Below are 15,781 nucleotides of genomic sequence, written 5' to 3' on the forward strand. Positions count from 1 at the left end.
TGGCGCCGTTCGACGGATCAGCGAAAGACCAGAACACCCGCGCGCTCAGGCAATGCCGCGCATTGGAGCCACGTCTTGATCGGGCGGCTCGTGAAACCGCGCACAGCCCCGCCCCACCCCCTTGGCGGCATAAAGGGCCAGATCGGCATCGGCCATCATCCGCGCCGGATCAGGGCTGTCGTAGGCACAGCTGAGCGTGATGCCGATGCTGCCCGAAATCCGACACTCCTGCGCACGGTAGAGCACCGCCTCTTCCAGCCGGGCAATCATCCGCTCTGCCAAGTCGCGCACCGGTGCCCGCTCGGTCATACCGAGCAACAGAATGACGAATTCGTCGCCCCCAACCCGCGCGATCAGGTCATCCACGCGCACCGTGTCGCGCAGGCGTTGCGCCACCTCTTGCAGCACGTGATCGCCCGCCGCGTGCCCCAGCGTATCGTTCACCTGTTTGAAGAAATCGAGATCGAGATGCAAAAGCGCGAAATCCTGCTCGCTCTGCATCAGCCGGTCCAGGACATGATCGAGCGCGCGGCGATTCCTGAGACCCGTCAACATATCGGTAAAGGCCTGCTCTTCCGCTGCAATGCGCGCGCCTTGCAGGCGCAGGTTCAACTTGCGCGAGGCCTCCATCGCGGCGGATTTCGCCTCGATCAGATAGAGCATTTCCGTCGTCAGGTCCGTCGCGGCAAAATCGGCACCCGTCAGGCCAAAGTCGCGCACCGCCTCAACCACGGAAAACCCGAACGAGAGGTTCACCACCGCGCCCCCGCCGGGCAAGGCCAAGAGCACGCCCTTGAGCGCCGTATGGGGGGAGGCGCGCAGCCGCAGCCGCAGCCGCGCGCCCGCACAGGCCAGCAGAGCCACCATATCCTCCGCCTGATGCGGGCGACGCAGCTCGATGAGGTCGAGAAATCGCATGCCGAGAGGGGGCTGCGCGCCAAAGAGCTTGGCAAAGGTCGGCCCCGCCTGCACCACATGGCCTTGGGTATCCAGAACAGCGTGCATCGGGCAAAGGCCCGCGAGCAGGGGCAACAGCGTTTTCTCTTGCGCCGTCATGCCGCGCTTCCCCCAACTCCCAATGCAAAGGCGCGCCCATGAGCAAACCCCTCTTCCAGCAATCGCACCGCGATGATCTCATGGTCCGCGCCGTCGCCCTGATGCTCGACCAGCGCCAGCGCACCATAGTCGTCCGCCATGGCACGCAGAATTCCCACCACCACCGGCCCAAGCCTCAGATCGTGCCCCTCGGGAAGCCCGACGTGCAGATGATAGAGCCCGCCGCCCCTGTCCTGCAATTCCAGCCCCGGCAACCCCAGATCGGCAACCGCAAGGCGCGCACGCTCTGGCAGATCATCGAGAGAATGCAGAAAATCCACGTAATCCACCCCGCCAAAGCGCAGCAGGCGGCGCAATGCCTCGGTCGCGGGATGCGAGACCAGATAGGTGCCGATATCCTCCAGCAGATCGTCGCGCCCGCGCGCCAGCCGGTTGCCCACCACCGTCAACACCTGTTCGGTGATGCGTGGCTCGTAGGTCATCATCGCCTCGAACTCGGTAAACCCCAGATCCAGCTTGTGAATGGTGCCGATCCAGACATCGCGCCCATAGGTATCCCTGACAAATCGCTCGATGGCGCGGTTGACCAGCCCGTGCATGAAATTCTCCCCTCAGATGCCCGCATCCTGACACCCAAGGGTTAACGCACCCTGAACATCTAAAATGCCCGGCATTTGGCAGACCCTATCGCGCCCTTGTCATCGCGGGGCGCTGCCGCTACATCTGGCCTATCCGTTGGGGTGCCCCTTGGGGCTGAGAGGCTGTGCGCCAACCCATCGAACCTGATCCGGCTCGCACCGGCGGAGGGAACGGAATTTTCGCAACCGGTCCATCCCCCTGCCTGCGGCCCCCTTTGAAAAGGCCGTGCATGACCGTCCCGCCCAGTCTGACCCTCGAGGGCCACGCCAAGATCGGCGCTCTGCCGGTCTTTGGCCCGCTGCGCCTGTCGCTGGCGGCCGGGCGCATCACCTGCCTGCTCGGTCCCTCGGGCGTGGGCAAGACCACGCTCCTGCGCCTGATTGCCGGGGTGGATGAGGTGACAGAGTTCACCGGCACGATCACCGCCTCGGACGGGCTGCCCCTGCCGGGCCGCATGGCGCTGATGGCCCAAGGCGACATGCTGATGCCGTGGCTTGACGTGCTGGGCAATGTGACCCTTGGCGCGCGGTTGCGTGGAATGCCGCGCGATTTAGATCGGGCGCGCGAGATGCTGGCGCGGGTTGGTCTGGCGGATCATGCCGACAAGCGGCCCCATGCGCTCTCGGGCGGGCAGAAACAGCGCGTGGCGCTCGCCCGCACCCTGATGGAAGATCGCCCCATCGTGCTTCTGGACGAGCCCTTTTCAGCCCTCGATGCCCGCACCCGCGCGCAGATGCAGGATCTGACCGCCACCCATTTGGCGGGGCGAACGGTGCTCATGGTCACCCATGACCCGGCCGAGGCCGCGCGCATGGGCCACGCCATCCATATCCTCACCGAAACTGGGCTGGAGGATGTGACACCCCCAGCGGCGCCGGTGCCGCGCGCCGTGGATGATCCCGAAACCCTCGCCGCACAGGGGCGTCTCTTGACCCGCCTGCGCGCGCCCGCCTGAACGGAGACAAAGATGCGCCCCACCGACCACCTCAAATCCCTTGTGGCCAACGATTGGCAGGCCGCCACCCGGCACGCTTTCACCGATCAGCTTGCGGCGGGCACCCTGCCCGAAACGCGCATGTTGACCTATCTGCAACAGGATTACCTCTTCATCGAGGATTTCGTGCGCCTCTTGGCCTCTGCCATCGCCCATGCGCCCAGCCTGCCCGATGCCATCCCGGCCGCACAGTTTCTGGGGCTGATTTCCGGGCCGGAGAACACCTATTTCCTGCGCGCGATCGCGGCCTTGGGCGGCACGACCGAACCGCCCGCCACCCCGCATCCTGTAACGGCCGAGTTTCAGGCGCTGATGCGCGCGGCTGCCAGATCAGGGCGCTATGCGCAGATGATTGCGGTCCTCAGCGTGGCGGAATGGACCTATCTGGATTGGGCCAGCCCGCATGCGGACAAGGCGGCAACTCTGCCGTTCTGGTTCGGGGAATGGATCACGCTGCACAGCGGGCCGGGGTTCGAGGGCGTGGTCGCCTATCTGCGCGGCCAGCTTGATCAGGTCTGGCCTATCCTCTCGCCCGAGGATCAAGCTGCCGCACAATCCGCCTTTGTCACAGCCACAAGGCTGGAGCGCGCGTTCTTCGATGCGGCCCTCGCCGGATACCCGGCCCCATGAGCCGTCTTGTCACCATCGCCACCTCTACAGCGCTCGCGCTTGTGCTCTGGCAGGCGCTGGTGACGCTCGCGGCCTTGCCGCCCTTCATTCTGCCTGGGCCGGCGCGCGTGGCCGAAACCCTATGGGCCAGCCGCGCGCTGATTGCGCACCACGCGACCATTACGGCGGCAGAGGTGTTGATTGGCCTCGCTTTGGGGTCGATCCTCGGCGGCCTCTCGGCGATTGGCCTCGCGTCCTCGCATGTGGCTCGGCGTCTGATCCGCCCGATGATGGTGTTTTCGCAGGCGATCCCGGTCTTTGCCCTCGCGCCCATTCTCACTCTCTGGCTGGGCTATGGCCTCTGGTCCAAGGTCGCGATGGCGCTCCTGATCATCTATTTCCCGGTGACATCGGCGTTCTTCGACGCGTTGATGCGCACACCGCCGCATTGGCTCGACCTCGCGCGCGTCATGGGCGCGAACCGGGCGCGGCTCATGTGGCATATCCGCGTGCCTGCCGCGCTGCCGGGTTTTGCCTCGGGTCTGCGCCTCGCGGCGGTCTATGCGCCCATAGGGGCGATCATCGGCGAATGGGTGGGCGCGTCCAAGGGACTGGGCTATCTCATGCTGCTGGCCAATGGCCGCGCCAAGATCGACCTCATGTTCGCCGCCCTGATCGTGCTGGCAGTGCTGACGCTCCTCCTGCACGCGGGGGTGGACCGGGGCTGTCGGCGGTGGCTGGATGGCAAGGCGGTGGGGTGAAGGCGGGGGGCTGCATAGATAGCCACGTCCGGTTCGCTTTCCCTTTGATCCAATAAGATGCCGATTGCTCTCTGAGCGAGCATCGGCGGCACACCACTTACACGGTCTGCGCGTCCTGATTTTTATCATCGGCTGGGTCCAAGGGGCGCGTCCCGATGCTTTGCGCGAAGCGCAACACATAGCCGTCAGGATCAGAGATCAGGAACTGGCGGCGCCTGTCCATGCAATCGGTCTTCCATATTTCATCTTCATAGATTTCCACGAGCGGCTTTACGCCCGCCGCAAGGACCCTCTCGTATAAGCCGCGCACCTCGGGCACAAAAAATTGCAGGTTTATCCCACGACCATAAGGCCGATTCATTTCTTGTCGACGCCACGGCACCCAAGTGCCATCGAGCGTCCAGTGGGCAATCATGATCTGCGCGCCTTGCAACGATAGATAAGCATGCGGATCACACCCCCGCCGCTGCGCGACATCAAACCCAAGAATGTCGGTGTAGAACTTAAGCGAAGCCTCGAATTCCGAGCACCACAACTCCGGGACGAGCGCGTTGATCACAAAGGTCATCGTGTTCCTCCAATGGTCTAGCGCATCTCTCGTATTCCGATCCGTATTGGGGCTGCGCAAAATTCAATCCATCGCAGATGGGCACGGGCCGCGTCGGCGCGAACGACAAGATGCTTGCGCATTGTCACTCAGTCAGCAAGCATGCCCAAGCCCCATCTTCTTCTTGGTCCAAATACTCCTCCCAGCCTCCGGCCCCGCAATCACCCGCCTGACGTGTGCGCCATGAAAAAGATCGCCTGATGCCGCAAATCCATCCGGATTGCCATCCTAGGCTTGGGCCATGAGCACCTTGCCCCCGACCCGCCTTAGCCCTGCGCCGCGCCTCTCGGTCTTTGTCGATGCCGAGAATATTCCCGTGACGCACGCTCGGAGCATCCTCGATCTGGCCCGCCGCTACGGTGACCCCGACCTTTTGCGTGCCTATGGCAATGTCAGCCTTCTGCCTGATTGGGACAAGGTCGCCGGCTTTCAGTTCATCCATTCCGGCAGCGGCAAGAATGCAACCGACATGCTGATCTGCGTTGACGCGATGGAACGCGCGCTCTCGGATCAATGCGCGGCGGTGCTCTTGGCCAGTTCGGATCAGGATTTCACCCATCTCGCCACCCGCTTGCGGGGCTATGGGCTGGCTGTGATCGGCGTCGGAGAGGCCAAGACTTCCGAGCGGTTTAGGGCGGCGTGTTCGGAGTTTCATGAACTCGTCAGCATCCCAGCCTGTGTCACGCCCGCCCCAGAACCAGCAGGTCAGAGATCCACAGATGCGCCAACAGACCTGGATCACAAGATCAGGATTGTGATCAGGTCCCATTGTACCGATAACTCAGGGTACGAGATTAATTTGCTCTCGGTGCACATGCACAAGCTGCACGGGGTCATGATCAGCAAGAGTCCAGAGAAGTCCTGGCGCGCCTATCTTGCAAAACGCCCCGCGCTCTACTCGCTCGACCCCAAAGGGCCCAAAGCCAAGGTTCGCTACAGGCCGGACGCTTTCAAGACCGTGACCGCCTAAATTGCAAAGGCTCTGTTCGAGATTTTCTCCGCTTCCTGCCAGACGCGGCTACTGGACAATCGTCTGTTCCCCATCGTTGCCCGAGCACCGACGCGATACCGACAGAATACCGACGCCGACATCACTGCCTCAAAAATCCGTCGGTGCTCCACCTTCAGCCTTGCGGCGGGCCACGAAATCCGCCAGCTCCTCGCGCACCGCGTCCTCCATCGGCGGCGCCTCGAAACCTGCGATGATGTCCTGAAACACCTGATGCGCCCGCGCCGGTGTCCAGACGGCACCCGCCGATTCCCAGGCCTCGTAATTGCGCCAATCGCTCAGGAAGGGCTGATAAAAGGCTGTGGTATAGCGGTCCTGCGTGTGCTGGATGCCAAAGAAATGCCCCTTGTCGCCCACTTCGCGGATTGCCTCGACGGCGATCTCATCGGGGCCGGTAGCCCAGAGCATCGGGTCCATATAGCGCTGAATCTGTTGCAAAATCTCGCAATCCATGACGAATTTCTCAGGGCTTGCGATCAACCCGCCCTCCAGCCATCCGGCGGCGTGATAGACCATATGCGCGCCCGCCTGCACGGCGGACCAGAGGCTGTTCGAGGTCTCCCACATGGCCTGACCGTCCGGCACGTTCGCCGCACAGACACCCGAGGCCCGCATCGGCAGCTTGTAGAACCGCGCCAGTTGCCCGGTCATCTGCGTGGCGCGCATGTATTCCGGCGTGCCAAAGGCAGGCGCGCCGGATTTCATATCGACATTCGAGGTGAAGGTGCCAATCGCACAGGGCGCGCCGGGCCGGATTAGCTGTGCCAGCACCACCGCACAGAGCGCCTCGGCGATGGATTGCGCCACCGCCCCCGCCATCGTCACCGGCGCCATGGCCCCGGCGAGTGTAAAGGGCGTCACAACCAGCCCCTGACCGCGCCGCGCCAGACGCATCCAGCCATCCAGCATCGGATAATCATGCTTGAGCGGCGAGGTCGAGTTGATGTTGGTATACATGCGCGGGCTGGCCTCGAATTCCTCGTGGGTCAGACCCCCGGCAATCCGCACCATTTCCATCACGTCATCGACCCGCTCGGCACCCAAGCTATAGGCGTGCATCGCCTTGTCGGTCAGCGTCAGCTTGTCATAAAGCACGTCAAGGTGCCGGACGCTGGCATGAATATCCTGCGGCTCGACCGGATAGCCGCCTGCGAAATGGATGCAGTTGAAATATTGCGTCAATTTCAAGAGGTTCTGGCACATCTCGCGCGTGCCCGCGACCTTGCGCCCGATCTTCATATCCCAATAAGAGGGCGGCGAGGACACGTTGCCGAAGTTCAGGTGGTTGCCCCCGATGGTGATGGTCCGATCCGGGTTGCGCGGTGTGATGGTCCAGCTTTCGGGGGCCTTGGCGATCATCTCCATGACGAAATCGCGGCCCATGCGGACATTCTCGCCATTGATCTCGCAGCCGCCCGAGGCGCGCAGGATGGCCACCGCCTCGGGGTTGAGAAACTCGATGCCGATCTCTTCGAGGATCCGCATCGCGCCGTCGTGAATCGCCAGCACGCCCGCATCGGTGAGCGGTTCGGTGGGCCGATCCCGGTTGATGGGAGGGTTCCACGGCATCTGCTCGATAACTGCGCTGCCGCGCCGGGCCGCCCCGCCTGCGCGCCCGCCGCTGCGTGTCCTGCGTTTGAGATCTTCAGCCATCTGATGCCCCTCCGGTGCTCGTTTGACCTCACGAAACACCGCCCGGGGCGGCCTCACATGCCGCTTAGCGACCTATGCTGTCGTTTTTGCTTTTCGCGGATCACGATTGCCGCGCCATGCGCCGCCGCCCGGTCTGCCAGAGGTAAATCGCCAGCGTGACCACCACGATGATGCCGCCTAAAAGCATCATCGGCGTCGGTCCCTCACCCGTTCCCAGCCAGACCCAGAGTGGCCCGAGCACCGTCTCCAGCAGCAGCAGCAGGCTCACATTCGAGGCATGGGTATAGCGTGACGCAAGCGACAGGGAGAAAAACGACACCGGCAGAATCACAAGGCCACAGATCGCGATCGCCCAGACCTCGCCTTGCATCATGGTCGCAGGCCCGGTCACGATCACGCCAGTGGCCCCCGCCAGCACCGCGCCCAACCCGATCACCAGAAGGATCGGCACCTGCGGCTGTGCCCGCAGGATGACAAAATTCAGCGCCAGCACCATCGCCACGCCCAATCCCGCCAATGCCCCCCAGAGCGCGGCGCGGTCCAGCGTCACATCCCCATGTCCGCCGCCAAAGACCGCCAGAGCGATGCCCGCCATGACCACGACAATGGCGATCCATGTCGCCCTGCGCGTCGGCTCTCCGATGATGAGCCGTGCAAAGAGCGCCGCGAAAATCGGCACTGTGGCCACGGCAAAGAGCACGACAGCGACCGGCGCATTGGCGATGCCGAGGCTGAAGAGCGTTGCATTGGCATATTGGCAGATCACGATGCCAACCCCATACCCACTGACCAGAACCCCCAGATCGCGTACCCTGTGCCTGGAGGTCGCGGCCCAGAAGACCATGAAAACAAGGCCCATCATCAGGCCGCGCCAGCCGACCATCTGATAGCCGCCCATGTCCGACCACCGCATGAAGAGCGCATCGGGCGTAAGCATCAGCGCGCCGAACGTCGCCAGCGCCAGACCGAACAGGGGATGTTGCCTCATGCGGTCAGCCAAGCCGGGATATGACCAATGTCAGGCAGCACGATATCGGCGAGCGACTCCAGATCGGCGCGGCGCGCCGTGCCGGTCAGCACGCCCACGCATTGCATGCCTGCCGCGCGCCCCGCAATCAGGTCATGCGTGCTGTCGCCCACCATGACCACGCGCGCGGGCTCAAGCGCCATGGCGCGTGCAAAGGCCAAGAGCGGCCCCGGCGCGGGCTTGGCCCCATACCCTGAATCAAACCCGGCGACGAAATCGAAATGCCCAAGCACACCCGCCGCGCCCAGGTGCGCGCGCGCACCGTATTCGGTGTCATTGGTCATCACGCCCAGCCGCAGGCCCCGCGCGGCCAGCCCTTCGAGATAGGGGGCGAGCGGCACGGCAGGGGCCAACGGCGCCGTGCCGGAACTCATCATCAGATGATCCTCGATCTCTTCGACCGCACGCCCCGGCAGGGCGCGGCCCAGACACTCGGCGGCCTCGCGATTGGTGCCGGCGATGATCGGGCTGGTGGGTCGAAATCGGCGCGCGTCCAGATCGTAATGAATTTCCTGCGCGAGGCGGTCCATGACGGCGGGATCGCCGGTGGCCAGCTCGTGAATGACCCCATGCGCCCAGACACTCCATGTGGCATGGAAATCAAAGAGCGTGCCGTCCTTGTCAAAGAGGATTCCGTCGGCGCGGCTCATGTCCAGCTCATCTGTGCTCCGCCCGGCAAGGCCGCGCGTGCCATCATCGGCGTCTCGTATTTCAAGCCCTGCGCGTCGCAGAATCCCACGACCCAAGCATCGTCCATCATCAGAAAGTCCAGCACCGCGCCCAGAAATTCCGGCTCTGTCGCGCGCGTGCGGACATCCTGTTCCGACGCCCCCGTCGCCCCGAGGAAAACCGGCAAAAGCTCGTCTTGCGCCGCGAGCCAGCCCAGCGCCTGCAAGGCTATCGTTTCGGCGGTTTCTTGCTGCATCGTGATCCCGGTTAATTTCTGGAAAGGTTTTCTTAACCTCTGCCATGGATAGTGAACCAATCGTAAAGGGCAAGAGCAAAGGCGTCGCGTCCATGTCAGGAAGAATTCTGATCGTCGACGATCTTGCGACCAACAGGATCGTGCTCAAGGTCAAACTCTGCCACGCCCATTACGAGGTCGTGCAGGCGGCATCGGTCAAGGAGGGGCTGCGCCTTGCCGCCGTTCAGCGCCCGGATCTGATTTTGGCCAATGCGCGCTTGCCAGATGCCACAGCGGCAGAGTTCATCACAGCGCTGCGCCACGCCGAAGGGGCGAGGTCAACGCCGGTCATGGTCCTTCAGACGACGGACTGTCCGATAGAACGCCGCACCGCCCTCAGCGCCGGGGCGGATGACGTTCTGAGCAAACCGGTCCCCGAGACGCTGCTGCTCGCGCGTCTGCGCAATCTGTTACGCCAGCACCATGCCGAACAGGAACTCAGCCTGCAAATCAGCGGCGCACAGGCTCTGGGCTTTGCCGAGGCTTCTGCGGGGTTCGATGCGCCGGGCTGCGTCGGGATCATCGCGCGCACCCGCGCCGGGGCCTACGGCCTGCAAACCCTGCTCGCCCGCCATTCTTCTCATGCCACGACAGTGATCGACGCCGACCGGGCGCTGTCGCTCTCGGAAACGCAATCGCCAGCCGATGTCTATCTGCTGCACATCACCGGAGCAGAGGCAGAAGAGGGCCTGCGCCTTCTGGCGGAACTCAAGGCCGCACCACGCAGTCGCGCCCGTCCGATCATAGCGCTGGTTGATGCCGATGCCGCGACCCTTGGCGTGACCCTGCTCGACATGAGCGCTGATGACGTGATCATCGGCCTTCCTGACGCGCGCGAACTGATCTTGCGCCTCTCGGCACAACTGCGCCGCAAGCGGCGCGCCGAACGTCTGCGCGCGGCACTGCATGACGGTCTCAACGCGGCCATCCGCGATCCACTGACGGGCGTCTATAACCGCCGCTTTGCGCTGCCTTTTCTGCAACGGCTGATCGACAGCAGCCAGCTTTCGGGCGAGAATTTTGCCGTGATGCTGGCCGATCTCGACTTTTTCAAGCAGGTCAACGATCGTCATGGCCACGCTGCGGGCGATCAGGTGCTTTGCGCGGTCACGCATCAGCTGCGCGCCCATCTGCGCCAGGACGACATGCTCGCCCGGATCGGCGGCGAGGAGTTTCTGATCGTGACCCCCGCCACCAGCCGCAGGCGCGCCCAGCGCAGCGCTGATCGGCTCTGCGCCGTGATTGCACAAACCCCTATCGCGGTTGCGGCCAAGACAACTCCGTTGCACGTCACCATCTCCATCGGTGTGACCATGGCCACCGCGATGGGTCAGACCCTCAGCGTCGCCCAACTGCTCGAAGAGGCGGATCGTGCGCTCTATGCCGCCAAGGCGCAGGGGCGCAACATGGTCACCTTTTGCGCCCGCTCGCCCGCGTGATCACCGATCTTGCCCCAGCCGAAAGGCGCGCGGCGATTGTCCCCAGACCTCGACAAAGGCGCGCGTGAATGCGCTACGGCTGGCAAAGCCCACCATTTGCGCCACACGTTTGACCGGCACGCGCTGATCCACCAGGAGATGCGCCGCACGCGCCAGCCGCAGCGCCCGCAGAAAGCCAATTGGCCCCTGCCCGTAAGCGGCCTGAAACCGCTCGGCAAATCGCGACCGGCTCATGCCTGCGGTCTCGGCAAGGCTCTCGAGCGCATGGGGCGCGCCGGGATCATCGAGCATCGCGCAGAGCGCCCTCCACAGGCCCGGGTCGGCCAGCGCCCCGAGCCACATAACCGCCGGGTCCCTCGCCTCGAGCCGCCCGCGCAGCATCTCGATCACGCATTGCAGGAGAAGCACGCGCACCATGGCCCGCCCGCCGGTCCGCTGCTGCGCCACCTCGGCCAGCAACGCCTCCATCGCCCGCGCGGCCCCCGGAGCTGCATTCAGGTCAAGACTGAGCGGCGCGCGCATAAGATCAACCAGCCCATGCGTGCCGCGCAGGCCCAGATGAAGCCGCGCACAGAGCACGACCATCGTGCCCTCGCCCTCGCCGCGCGCCACATGTTCCTCAAGATCAAGCCCCGCGGGCTTGCACTCGGGCACCGCAGTCGCGCCTTTGCCATTATGACTCAGCGAATGGCGCGCGCAGGATGGCACCAGCACCAGCCGCCCCGGTGCAAGCGAAATGGGCGCGTGCCCTTGCAGGCTCAGATGCCCCTCCCCGCTCAGGACATAATGCAAGGTCGCGCCCGGCACCCGCCCAAGTCCGAGACTGCACATCCCCTCCAGTGCACAGAGCGCAAAGGGCTCTGGCCGGATGTCGAGCTCGCTCAGGATTCGGTCATGGGTCTCGGTGATCTGCATGGCGTGCAGCGTGCCATGACTCGGGCAGGATTGGCACTGAATTTATGCCGTGCGCCACGTATTCGGGACGCAAAGGCACATGGCCTCTGCCAAGTTCGCTCTATTCAACCGCCACTCAGGAGAGAGACCATGTGCAACTGTCATGACCACAACCACGATCCGAAACTCACCCGCCGTCAGGCGCTGACCGGCACCGTGGCCCTTGCCGCCGCCGCGACCGGCCTTACCGCCACCGGCGCCAAGGCGCAGGACAACCCCTATGCCGAGCCCGCCGAACCCGCCCTGCCGCCCAGCGACATGAAAATCGACCCCGCGCGCGTCGCGCTTGTCGTCACCGACCCGCAGAACGATTTTCTCAGCCCCAATGGCGTGACCTGGGGCGTGGTCGGTGCCAGCGTCGAGCGCAACAACACCGTCGCCAATATCGAAAGCCTGTTCAAGGCGGCCAAGGCCGCTGGCATCACCGTCGCCGTGTCACCGCATTACTACTATCCGAGCGATCACGGCTGGAAATTCGAAGGCGCGCTGGAAAAGCTGATGCACAAGATCGGCATGTTCGACCGCAAGGATCCGCTGTCGCTCGAAGGGTTCGAGGGCTCGGGCGCCGATTTCCTCGAAATCTACAAACCCTATATCAACGACGGCAAGACCATCGTCACCTCGCCGCACAAGCTCTACGGGCCAGAGCATAACGACCTTGCCCTGCAACTGCGCAAACAGGGCATCGATCAGGTGATCCTCGCGGGCATGTCCGCCAACCTCTGCACCGAAAGCCATATGCGCGAATTGCTGGAACAGGGCTTTGAGGTCGCGGTGATCAAGGACGCCACCGCCGCCGCCATGCTGCCCGAAGGGGATGGCTACCTCGCCGCCCTGATCAACTTCCGCTACATGGCCAACGCCGTCTGGACCACCGAAGAGGTCGTGGCGATGCTGGGCTGACGCTCGCCGCCATTGCACCTGCCTGCCGGGGATGACAGGCAGGGCAGCCCGCGCGGATCACGGACCCGCGCGGGCATTTTCATTTGCCACGAACCGTCGTAACCATGACCCCAAATGGTATCAGACAGGACAGCAGAACATGACAGAGACAATGATCGGGGTAATCGGGGGCTCCGGGCTCTACGAGATCGACGGGCTGCAAGGGGCCGAATGGCGCGCGGTGGAAACCCCGTGGGGCGCGCCCTCGGACGCAATCCTCACCGGCACGCTCGACGGGGTGCCGATGGCCTTTCTGCCCCGCCACGGGCGCGGCCATTTGCATAGCCCCACCTCGGTTCCCTACCGCGCCAATATCGACGCCCTGAAACGTCTGGGCGTGACCGACTTGATCTCGGTCTCGGCCTGCGGGTCCTTTCGTGAAGACATGGCACCGGGTGATTTCGTGCTTGTCGATCAGTACATCGACCGCACCTTTGCGCGTGAGAAAAGCTTTTTCGGTCCCGGCTGCGTGGCCCATGTCAGCGTGGCGCATCCCACCTGCCCGCGCCTCTCGGCAGCCTGCGCCGTCGCGGCGCGCGATGCCGGCATCACCCTGCACGAAGGCGGCACCTATCTCGCCATGGAAGGCCCACAATTCTCGACCCTCGCGGAATCGAAGCTCTACCGCGATGTCTGGAGCTGCGACGTGATCGGCATGACCGGCATGCCCGAGGCCAAGCTCGCCCGCGAGGCAGAGCTCTGCTACGCCGCTGTCGCCATGATCACCGATTACGATAGCTGGCACCCGGATCACGGCGCGGTCGACATCACCGCCATCATCGCCACACTTACCGGCAATGCCGACAAGGGGCGCAATCTCGTGCGCCGCCTGCCTGCGCTGCTCGGCCCCGAGCGCGATCCCTGCCCGCACGGCTGCGACCGCGCGCTCGACTTTGCCCTGATCACCGCCCCCGAGAAACGCGACCCCGCGCTTCTGGCTCGGCTTGATGCGGTGGCGGGGCGGGTTCTGGGCTGATCGCCAACCGCTCAACTCTTCGCGCGCGGGCTGTCACACCACTGGACGCCTGCGCGCGTCACGCCCAATAAAAGGGCATGACGCATCTTATCGACAAACTCGCGGATCAGAACTGGCGCTATGCCATGGGCCGCCGCTTTGAGGCGCTCACCGATGAGATTTTTCAGGTCATCCGCTGGGTTCTGGTGGTGGGCTTTGCCAGTTATCTGGCGCGCACCAATGACCAGCCGATCATTCTCGTCACCTACTGGGGTCTCTCTGCGCTGCTCTTTGGCTATATCGCGTCGCGCTTTCTCTTGCGGCCCGAGATCGCCTTTCTCGGCAATCCGGCGGGGCGGTTTGGTCGGCTGGCCCAATCGGCGCTCAATTTCCTTCTCTGTATCGTGGTCTTTGGCCTCACCCTCTGGGCGATCAGCGCCCTGACCGAGGTCATCGCCCAATATCGCACCACGCACTGAGCGCTTGCGCCTGCGCGCGCCCTGCGCCACAACCCTGCCGCAGCCAACCGGAGCCACGCCATGCCGCCCCTCAAGACCGTTCAGGACTATATCCGCACCATCGTCGATTTCCCGCATGAGGGGATCCTCTTTCGTGACGTGACCACGCTCTTTGCCGATCCGCGCGGCTTTCGCATGGCCATCGACCAGATGCTGCACCCCTATGCCGGCCAGCCCATCGACAAGGTGGCGGGGCTCGAGGCACGCGGCTTCATCCTTGGCGGGGCCATCGCGCACCAATTGTCCGTGGGCTTTGTGCCGATCCGCAAGAAAGGCAAGCTGCCCGGCGCTGTGATCTCGGAGGAGTATCAGCTCGAATATGGCGAGGCGGTGGTTGAAATCCACGATGACGCCATTCAGCCCGGCGAGCGCGTGCTTCTGGTTGATGACCTTCTGGCCACAGGCGGCACGGCGGCGGCGGGGATTCGCCTGATCGAGCGTCTGGGCGGGGTGATCACCGGCTGCGCCTTTGTCGTCGATCTGCCAGACCTGGGCGGGCACAAGCGGCTGACCGACATGGGCATGGACGTCCACACGCTCTGCGCTTTTGAGGGGCTCTGAGCGCCCCTTTCATCGTTCTTCAAATACTCAAATGACAACGCCTGCCACGAAACAGGCCGCGTCCAGCTATTTCAGCGCCTCCCAAAAGAGCGCCAGATGCCGCTGGACGATCTCGCCATAGCGCCCGCTCTCGTGCAATTTGGCGAGCCCCGCATTCAGCCGGTAAAGATGCGTCGTGCCGCGCCAATGCGTCTTGGAAATCACCGCATGGAGCGCCTCGCGCGACAGCGGCTGATCGACGGGCACCACCTGACCGCGCAGCCCCATGGCCACGATCTTGGCCGCGCCCTCAAAGACATCCAGACTGACCGCATCCACCGCCCCCGCCATCAAAAGCGCAAAACATTCCTCCGGGCTGCCGGGCTGGTTCAGGCTGATCTTGCCCTCTGCCAGCCAACGCCGGTCGGCCCGATCGAGATCATGGGTAAAACGCCCCGCCGGACGACAGAGCCGCTTGCCCAGAATATCCGCATCCTCGGTGTAGCGAAAATCGCTGTCAGCGCGCCGGAACAGCATCACCGGCAAATCCATCAAGGCCTCGGAAAAGTGAAACGCGGTGCAGATGTCGTCTTCCGGCGTCAGGCTGCAATCCGGCTTGATCCAGGGAAAGCCCATATCATAGCGCTTTTGCCCCAAGAGCGGGCCCAGATGCTGGCTGCGATCCGGCTCCCACACGATTTCATAGGGCACCGGTGATGGGCTCAGCTCCAGCGCGGCATTGACCAACTCGGTGACCATGCCGCCGCCCGGCCAATCCTGATCGGCAAAGGGCACGTCCCCCCCGGCGGTGAGCAGGGTCAGTTCCGCCCCGCTTTGCCGCAGCGGTGTGGCGTCAGGCTCGGGGTTCTCCGCGGGACACGGGATATAGATGTCGCGCCCGGAGACCAGCGACTGAACCTGCCCCGCCAGTGTCGCCTGATTGGCGTAATAGATCAGCGTCCATTGCTCTGCATCCTCGTAATGCGTCTGGGCAATCGAGGCGAGCGTATCTCCGGGCTGAACCCGGTAGGTCACATCGCACAGCGCCTGCGCGCCCCCCGGCAAAAGCAAGCCCGCTGCGAACAGTGCAACTGCGAAGCCGCTCCGCATCGCC

The 15,781-nt window shown here is 64.0% G+C and carries 18 protein-coding genes and 1 riboswitch; of the genes, 9 read left to right on the plus strand and 9 right to left on the minus strand.

Features of this window, described 5'->3' with window-relative positions; genetic code table 11:
* Positions 1–45: 45 nt before the first annotated feature.
* Positions 46–1,056 (minus strand): diguanylate cyclase, encoded by a 1,011-nt coding sequence (locus tag MVC20_RS06415; protein ID WP_297539532.1) that lies wholly within the window; start codon positions 1,054–1,056, stop codon positions 46–48.
* On the minus strand, positions 1,053–1,655 hold the full coding sequence (locus MVC20_RS06420; protein WP_297539534.1) for a heme NO-binding domain-containing protein: 603 nt from the start codon (positions 1,653–1,655) through the stop codon (positions 1,053–1,055). Before MVC20_RS06420 ends, MVC20_RS06415 begins: the two co-directional genes overlap by 4 nt.
* A 127-nt stretch (positions 1,656–1,782) precedes the next feature.
* A riboswitch (TPP riboswitch) is annotated at positions 1,783–1,882 on the plus strand.
* Positions 1,883–1,924: 42 nt separating this feature from the next.
* Between MVC20_RS06420 and MVC20_RS06425 the strand changes: the two genes are divergently transcribed.
* Genes MVC20_RS06425 through MVC20_RS06435 form a run of 3 tightly spaced genes read left to right on the plus strand, consistent with a single transcriptional unit; the run spans position 1,925 to position 4,059 of the window.
* Complete coding sequence (locus MVC20_RS06425; protein WP_297539536.1) at positions 1,925–2,650, plus strand: ABC transporter ATP-binding protein; 726 nt, start codon at positions 1,925–1,927, stop codon at positions 2,648–2,650.
* Between the two features lie 12 nt (positions 2,651–2,662).
* Complete coding sequence (locus tag MVC20_RS06430) at positions 2,663–3,319, plus strand: TenA family protein (protein WP_297539538.1); 657 nt, start codon at positions 2,663–2,665, stop codon at positions 3,317–3,319.
* Positions 3,316–4,059, plus strand: a complete 744-nt coding sequence (locus MVC20_RS06435; protein ID WP_297539540.1) for an ABC transporter permease — start codon at positions 3,316–3,318, stop codon at positions 4,057–4,059. Before MVC20_RS06430 ends, MVC20_RS06435 begins: the two co-directional genes overlap by 4 nt.
* A gap of 97 nt (positions 4,060–4,156) precedes the next feature.
* Here MVC20_RS06435 and MVC20_RS06440 read toward each other — a convergent pair whose 3' ends face one another.
* The gene (locus tag MVC20_RS06440; protein ID WP_297539542.1) at positions 4,157–4,627 is read right to left on the minus strand and encodes a VOC family protein; all 471 of its coding nucleotides are present in this window, start codon (positions 4,625–4,627) and stop codon (positions 4,157–4,159) included.
* 280 nt (positions 4,628–4,907) lie between these two features.
* Here MVC20_RS06440 and MVC20_RS06445 point away from each other — a divergent pair, with 280 nt between their 5' ends.
* The gene (locus MVC20_RS06445; protein ID WP_297539544.1) at positions 4,908–5,636 is read left to right on the plus strand and encodes an NYN domain-containing protein; all 729 of its coding nucleotides are present in this window, start codon (positions 4,908–4,910) and stop codon (positions 5,634–5,636) included.
* 129 nt (positions 5,637–5,765) lie between these two features.
* On the opposite strand, the gene MVC20_RS06450 is transcribed toward MVC20_RS06445, so the two are convergent.
* The 4 genes from MVC20_RS06450 to MVC20_RS06465 all read right to left on the minus strand — a co-directional run bounded on the left by MVC20_RS06450 (position 5,766) and on the right by MVC20_RS06465 (position 9,280).
* Positions 5,766–7,328 carry a trimethylamine methyltransferase family protein gene (locus MVC20_RS06450; RefSeq protein ID WP_297539546.1) on the minus strand — a complete coding sequence of 521 codons (1,563 nt, stop codon included), beginning with the start codon at positions 7,326–7,328 and terminating at the stop codon, positions 5,766–5,768.
* Positions 7,329–7,428: 100 nt separating this feature from the next.
* Positions 7,429–8,316: a DMT family transporter gene (locus MVC20_RS06455; protein WP_297539548.1), complete on the minus strand. Its 888-nt coding sequence runs from the start codon at positions 8,314–8,316 to the stop codon at positions 7,429–7,431.
* On the minus strand, positions 8,313–9,005 hold the full coding sequence (locus MVC20_RS06460) for an HAD family hydrolase (protein ID WP_297539550.1): 693 nt from the start codon (positions 9,003–9,005) through the stop codon (positions 8,313–8,315). The genes MVC20_RS06455 and MVC20_RS06460 overlap by 4 nt, the downstream gene beginning before the upstream one ends.
* Positions 9,002–9,280 carry a DUF3572 domain-containing protein gene (locus MVC20_RS06465; RefSeq protein WP_297539552.1) on the minus strand — a complete coding sequence of 93 codons (279 nt, stop codon included), beginning with the start codon at positions 9,278–9,280 and terminating at the stop codon, positions 9,002–9,004. The genes MVC20_RS06460 and MVC20_RS06465 overlap by 4 nt, the downstream gene beginning before the upstream one ends.
* A 92-nt stretch (positions 9,281–9,372) precedes the next feature.
* Here MVC20_RS06465 and MVC20_RS06470 point away from each other — a divergent pair, with 92 nt between their 5' ends.
* Positions 9,373–10,758: a diguanylate cyclase gene (locus MVC20_RS06470; RefSeq protein ID WP_297539554.1), complete on the plus strand. Its 1,386-nt coding sequence runs from the start codon at positions 9,373–9,375 to the stop codon at positions 10,756–10,758.
* Here MVC20_RS06470 and MVC20_RS06475 read toward each other — a convergent pair whose 3' ends face one another.
* Positions 10,759–11,673, minus strand: coding sequence for an AraC family transcriptional regulator (locus MVC20_RS06475; RefSeq protein WP_297539556.1), 915 nt, complete (start codon positions 11,671–11,673; stop codon positions 10,759–10,761). It lies immediately after the preceding gene.
* Between the two features lie 129 nt (positions 11,674–11,802).
* On the opposite strand from MVC20_RS06475, the gene MVC20_RS06480 reads away from it, so the two are divergent.
* The 4 genes from MVC20_RS06480 to MVC20_RS06495 all read left to right on the plus strand — a co-directional run bounded on the left by MVC20_RS06480 (position 11,803) and on the right by MVC20_RS06495 (position 14,688).
* A complete protein-coding gene (locus tag MVC20_RS06480; RefSeq protein ID WP_297539558.1) occupies positions 11,803–12,615 on the plus strand; it encodes a cysteine hydrolase in 813 nt (270 codons plus the stop codon).
* A 139-nt stretch (positions 12,616–12,754) separates the two neighbouring features.
* Entirely contained in the window at positions 12,755–13,630 is an 876-nt protein-coding gene (locus MVC20_RS06485) for an S-methyl-5'-thioadenosine phosphorylase (protein WP_297539560.1), read from the plus strand.
* Between the two features lie 77 nt (positions 13,631–13,707).
* Positions 13,708–14,088, plus strand: a complete 381-nt coding sequence (locus MVC20_RS06490) for a hypothetical protein (RefSeq protein WP_037270865.1) — start codon at positions 13,708–13,710, stop codon at positions 14,086–14,088.
* A 60-nt stretch (positions 14,089–14,148) separates the two neighbouring features.
* Positions 14,149–14,688: an adenine phosphoribosyltransferase gene (locus tag MVC20_RS06495; RefSeq protein ID WP_297539563.1), complete on the plus strand. Its 540-nt coding sequence runs from the start codon at positions 14,149–14,151 to the stop codon at positions 14,686–14,688.
* Positions 14,689–14,754: 66 nt separating this feature from the next.
* On the opposite strand, the gene MVC20_RS06500 is transcribed toward MVC20_RS06495, so the two are convergent.
* Positions 14,755–15,777, minus strand: a complete 1,023-nt coding sequence (locus MVC20_RS06500; RefSeq protein WP_297539565.1) for a transporter substrate-binding domain-containing protein — start codon at positions 15,775–15,777, stop codon at positions 14,755–14,757.
* Positions 15,778–15,781: the final 4 nt, after the last annotated feature.

Source organism: Roseovarius sp., assembly GCF_027019125.1.
Lineage (GTDB): Bacteria > Pseudomonadota > Alphaproteobacteria > Rhodobacterales > Rhodobacteraceae > Roseovarius.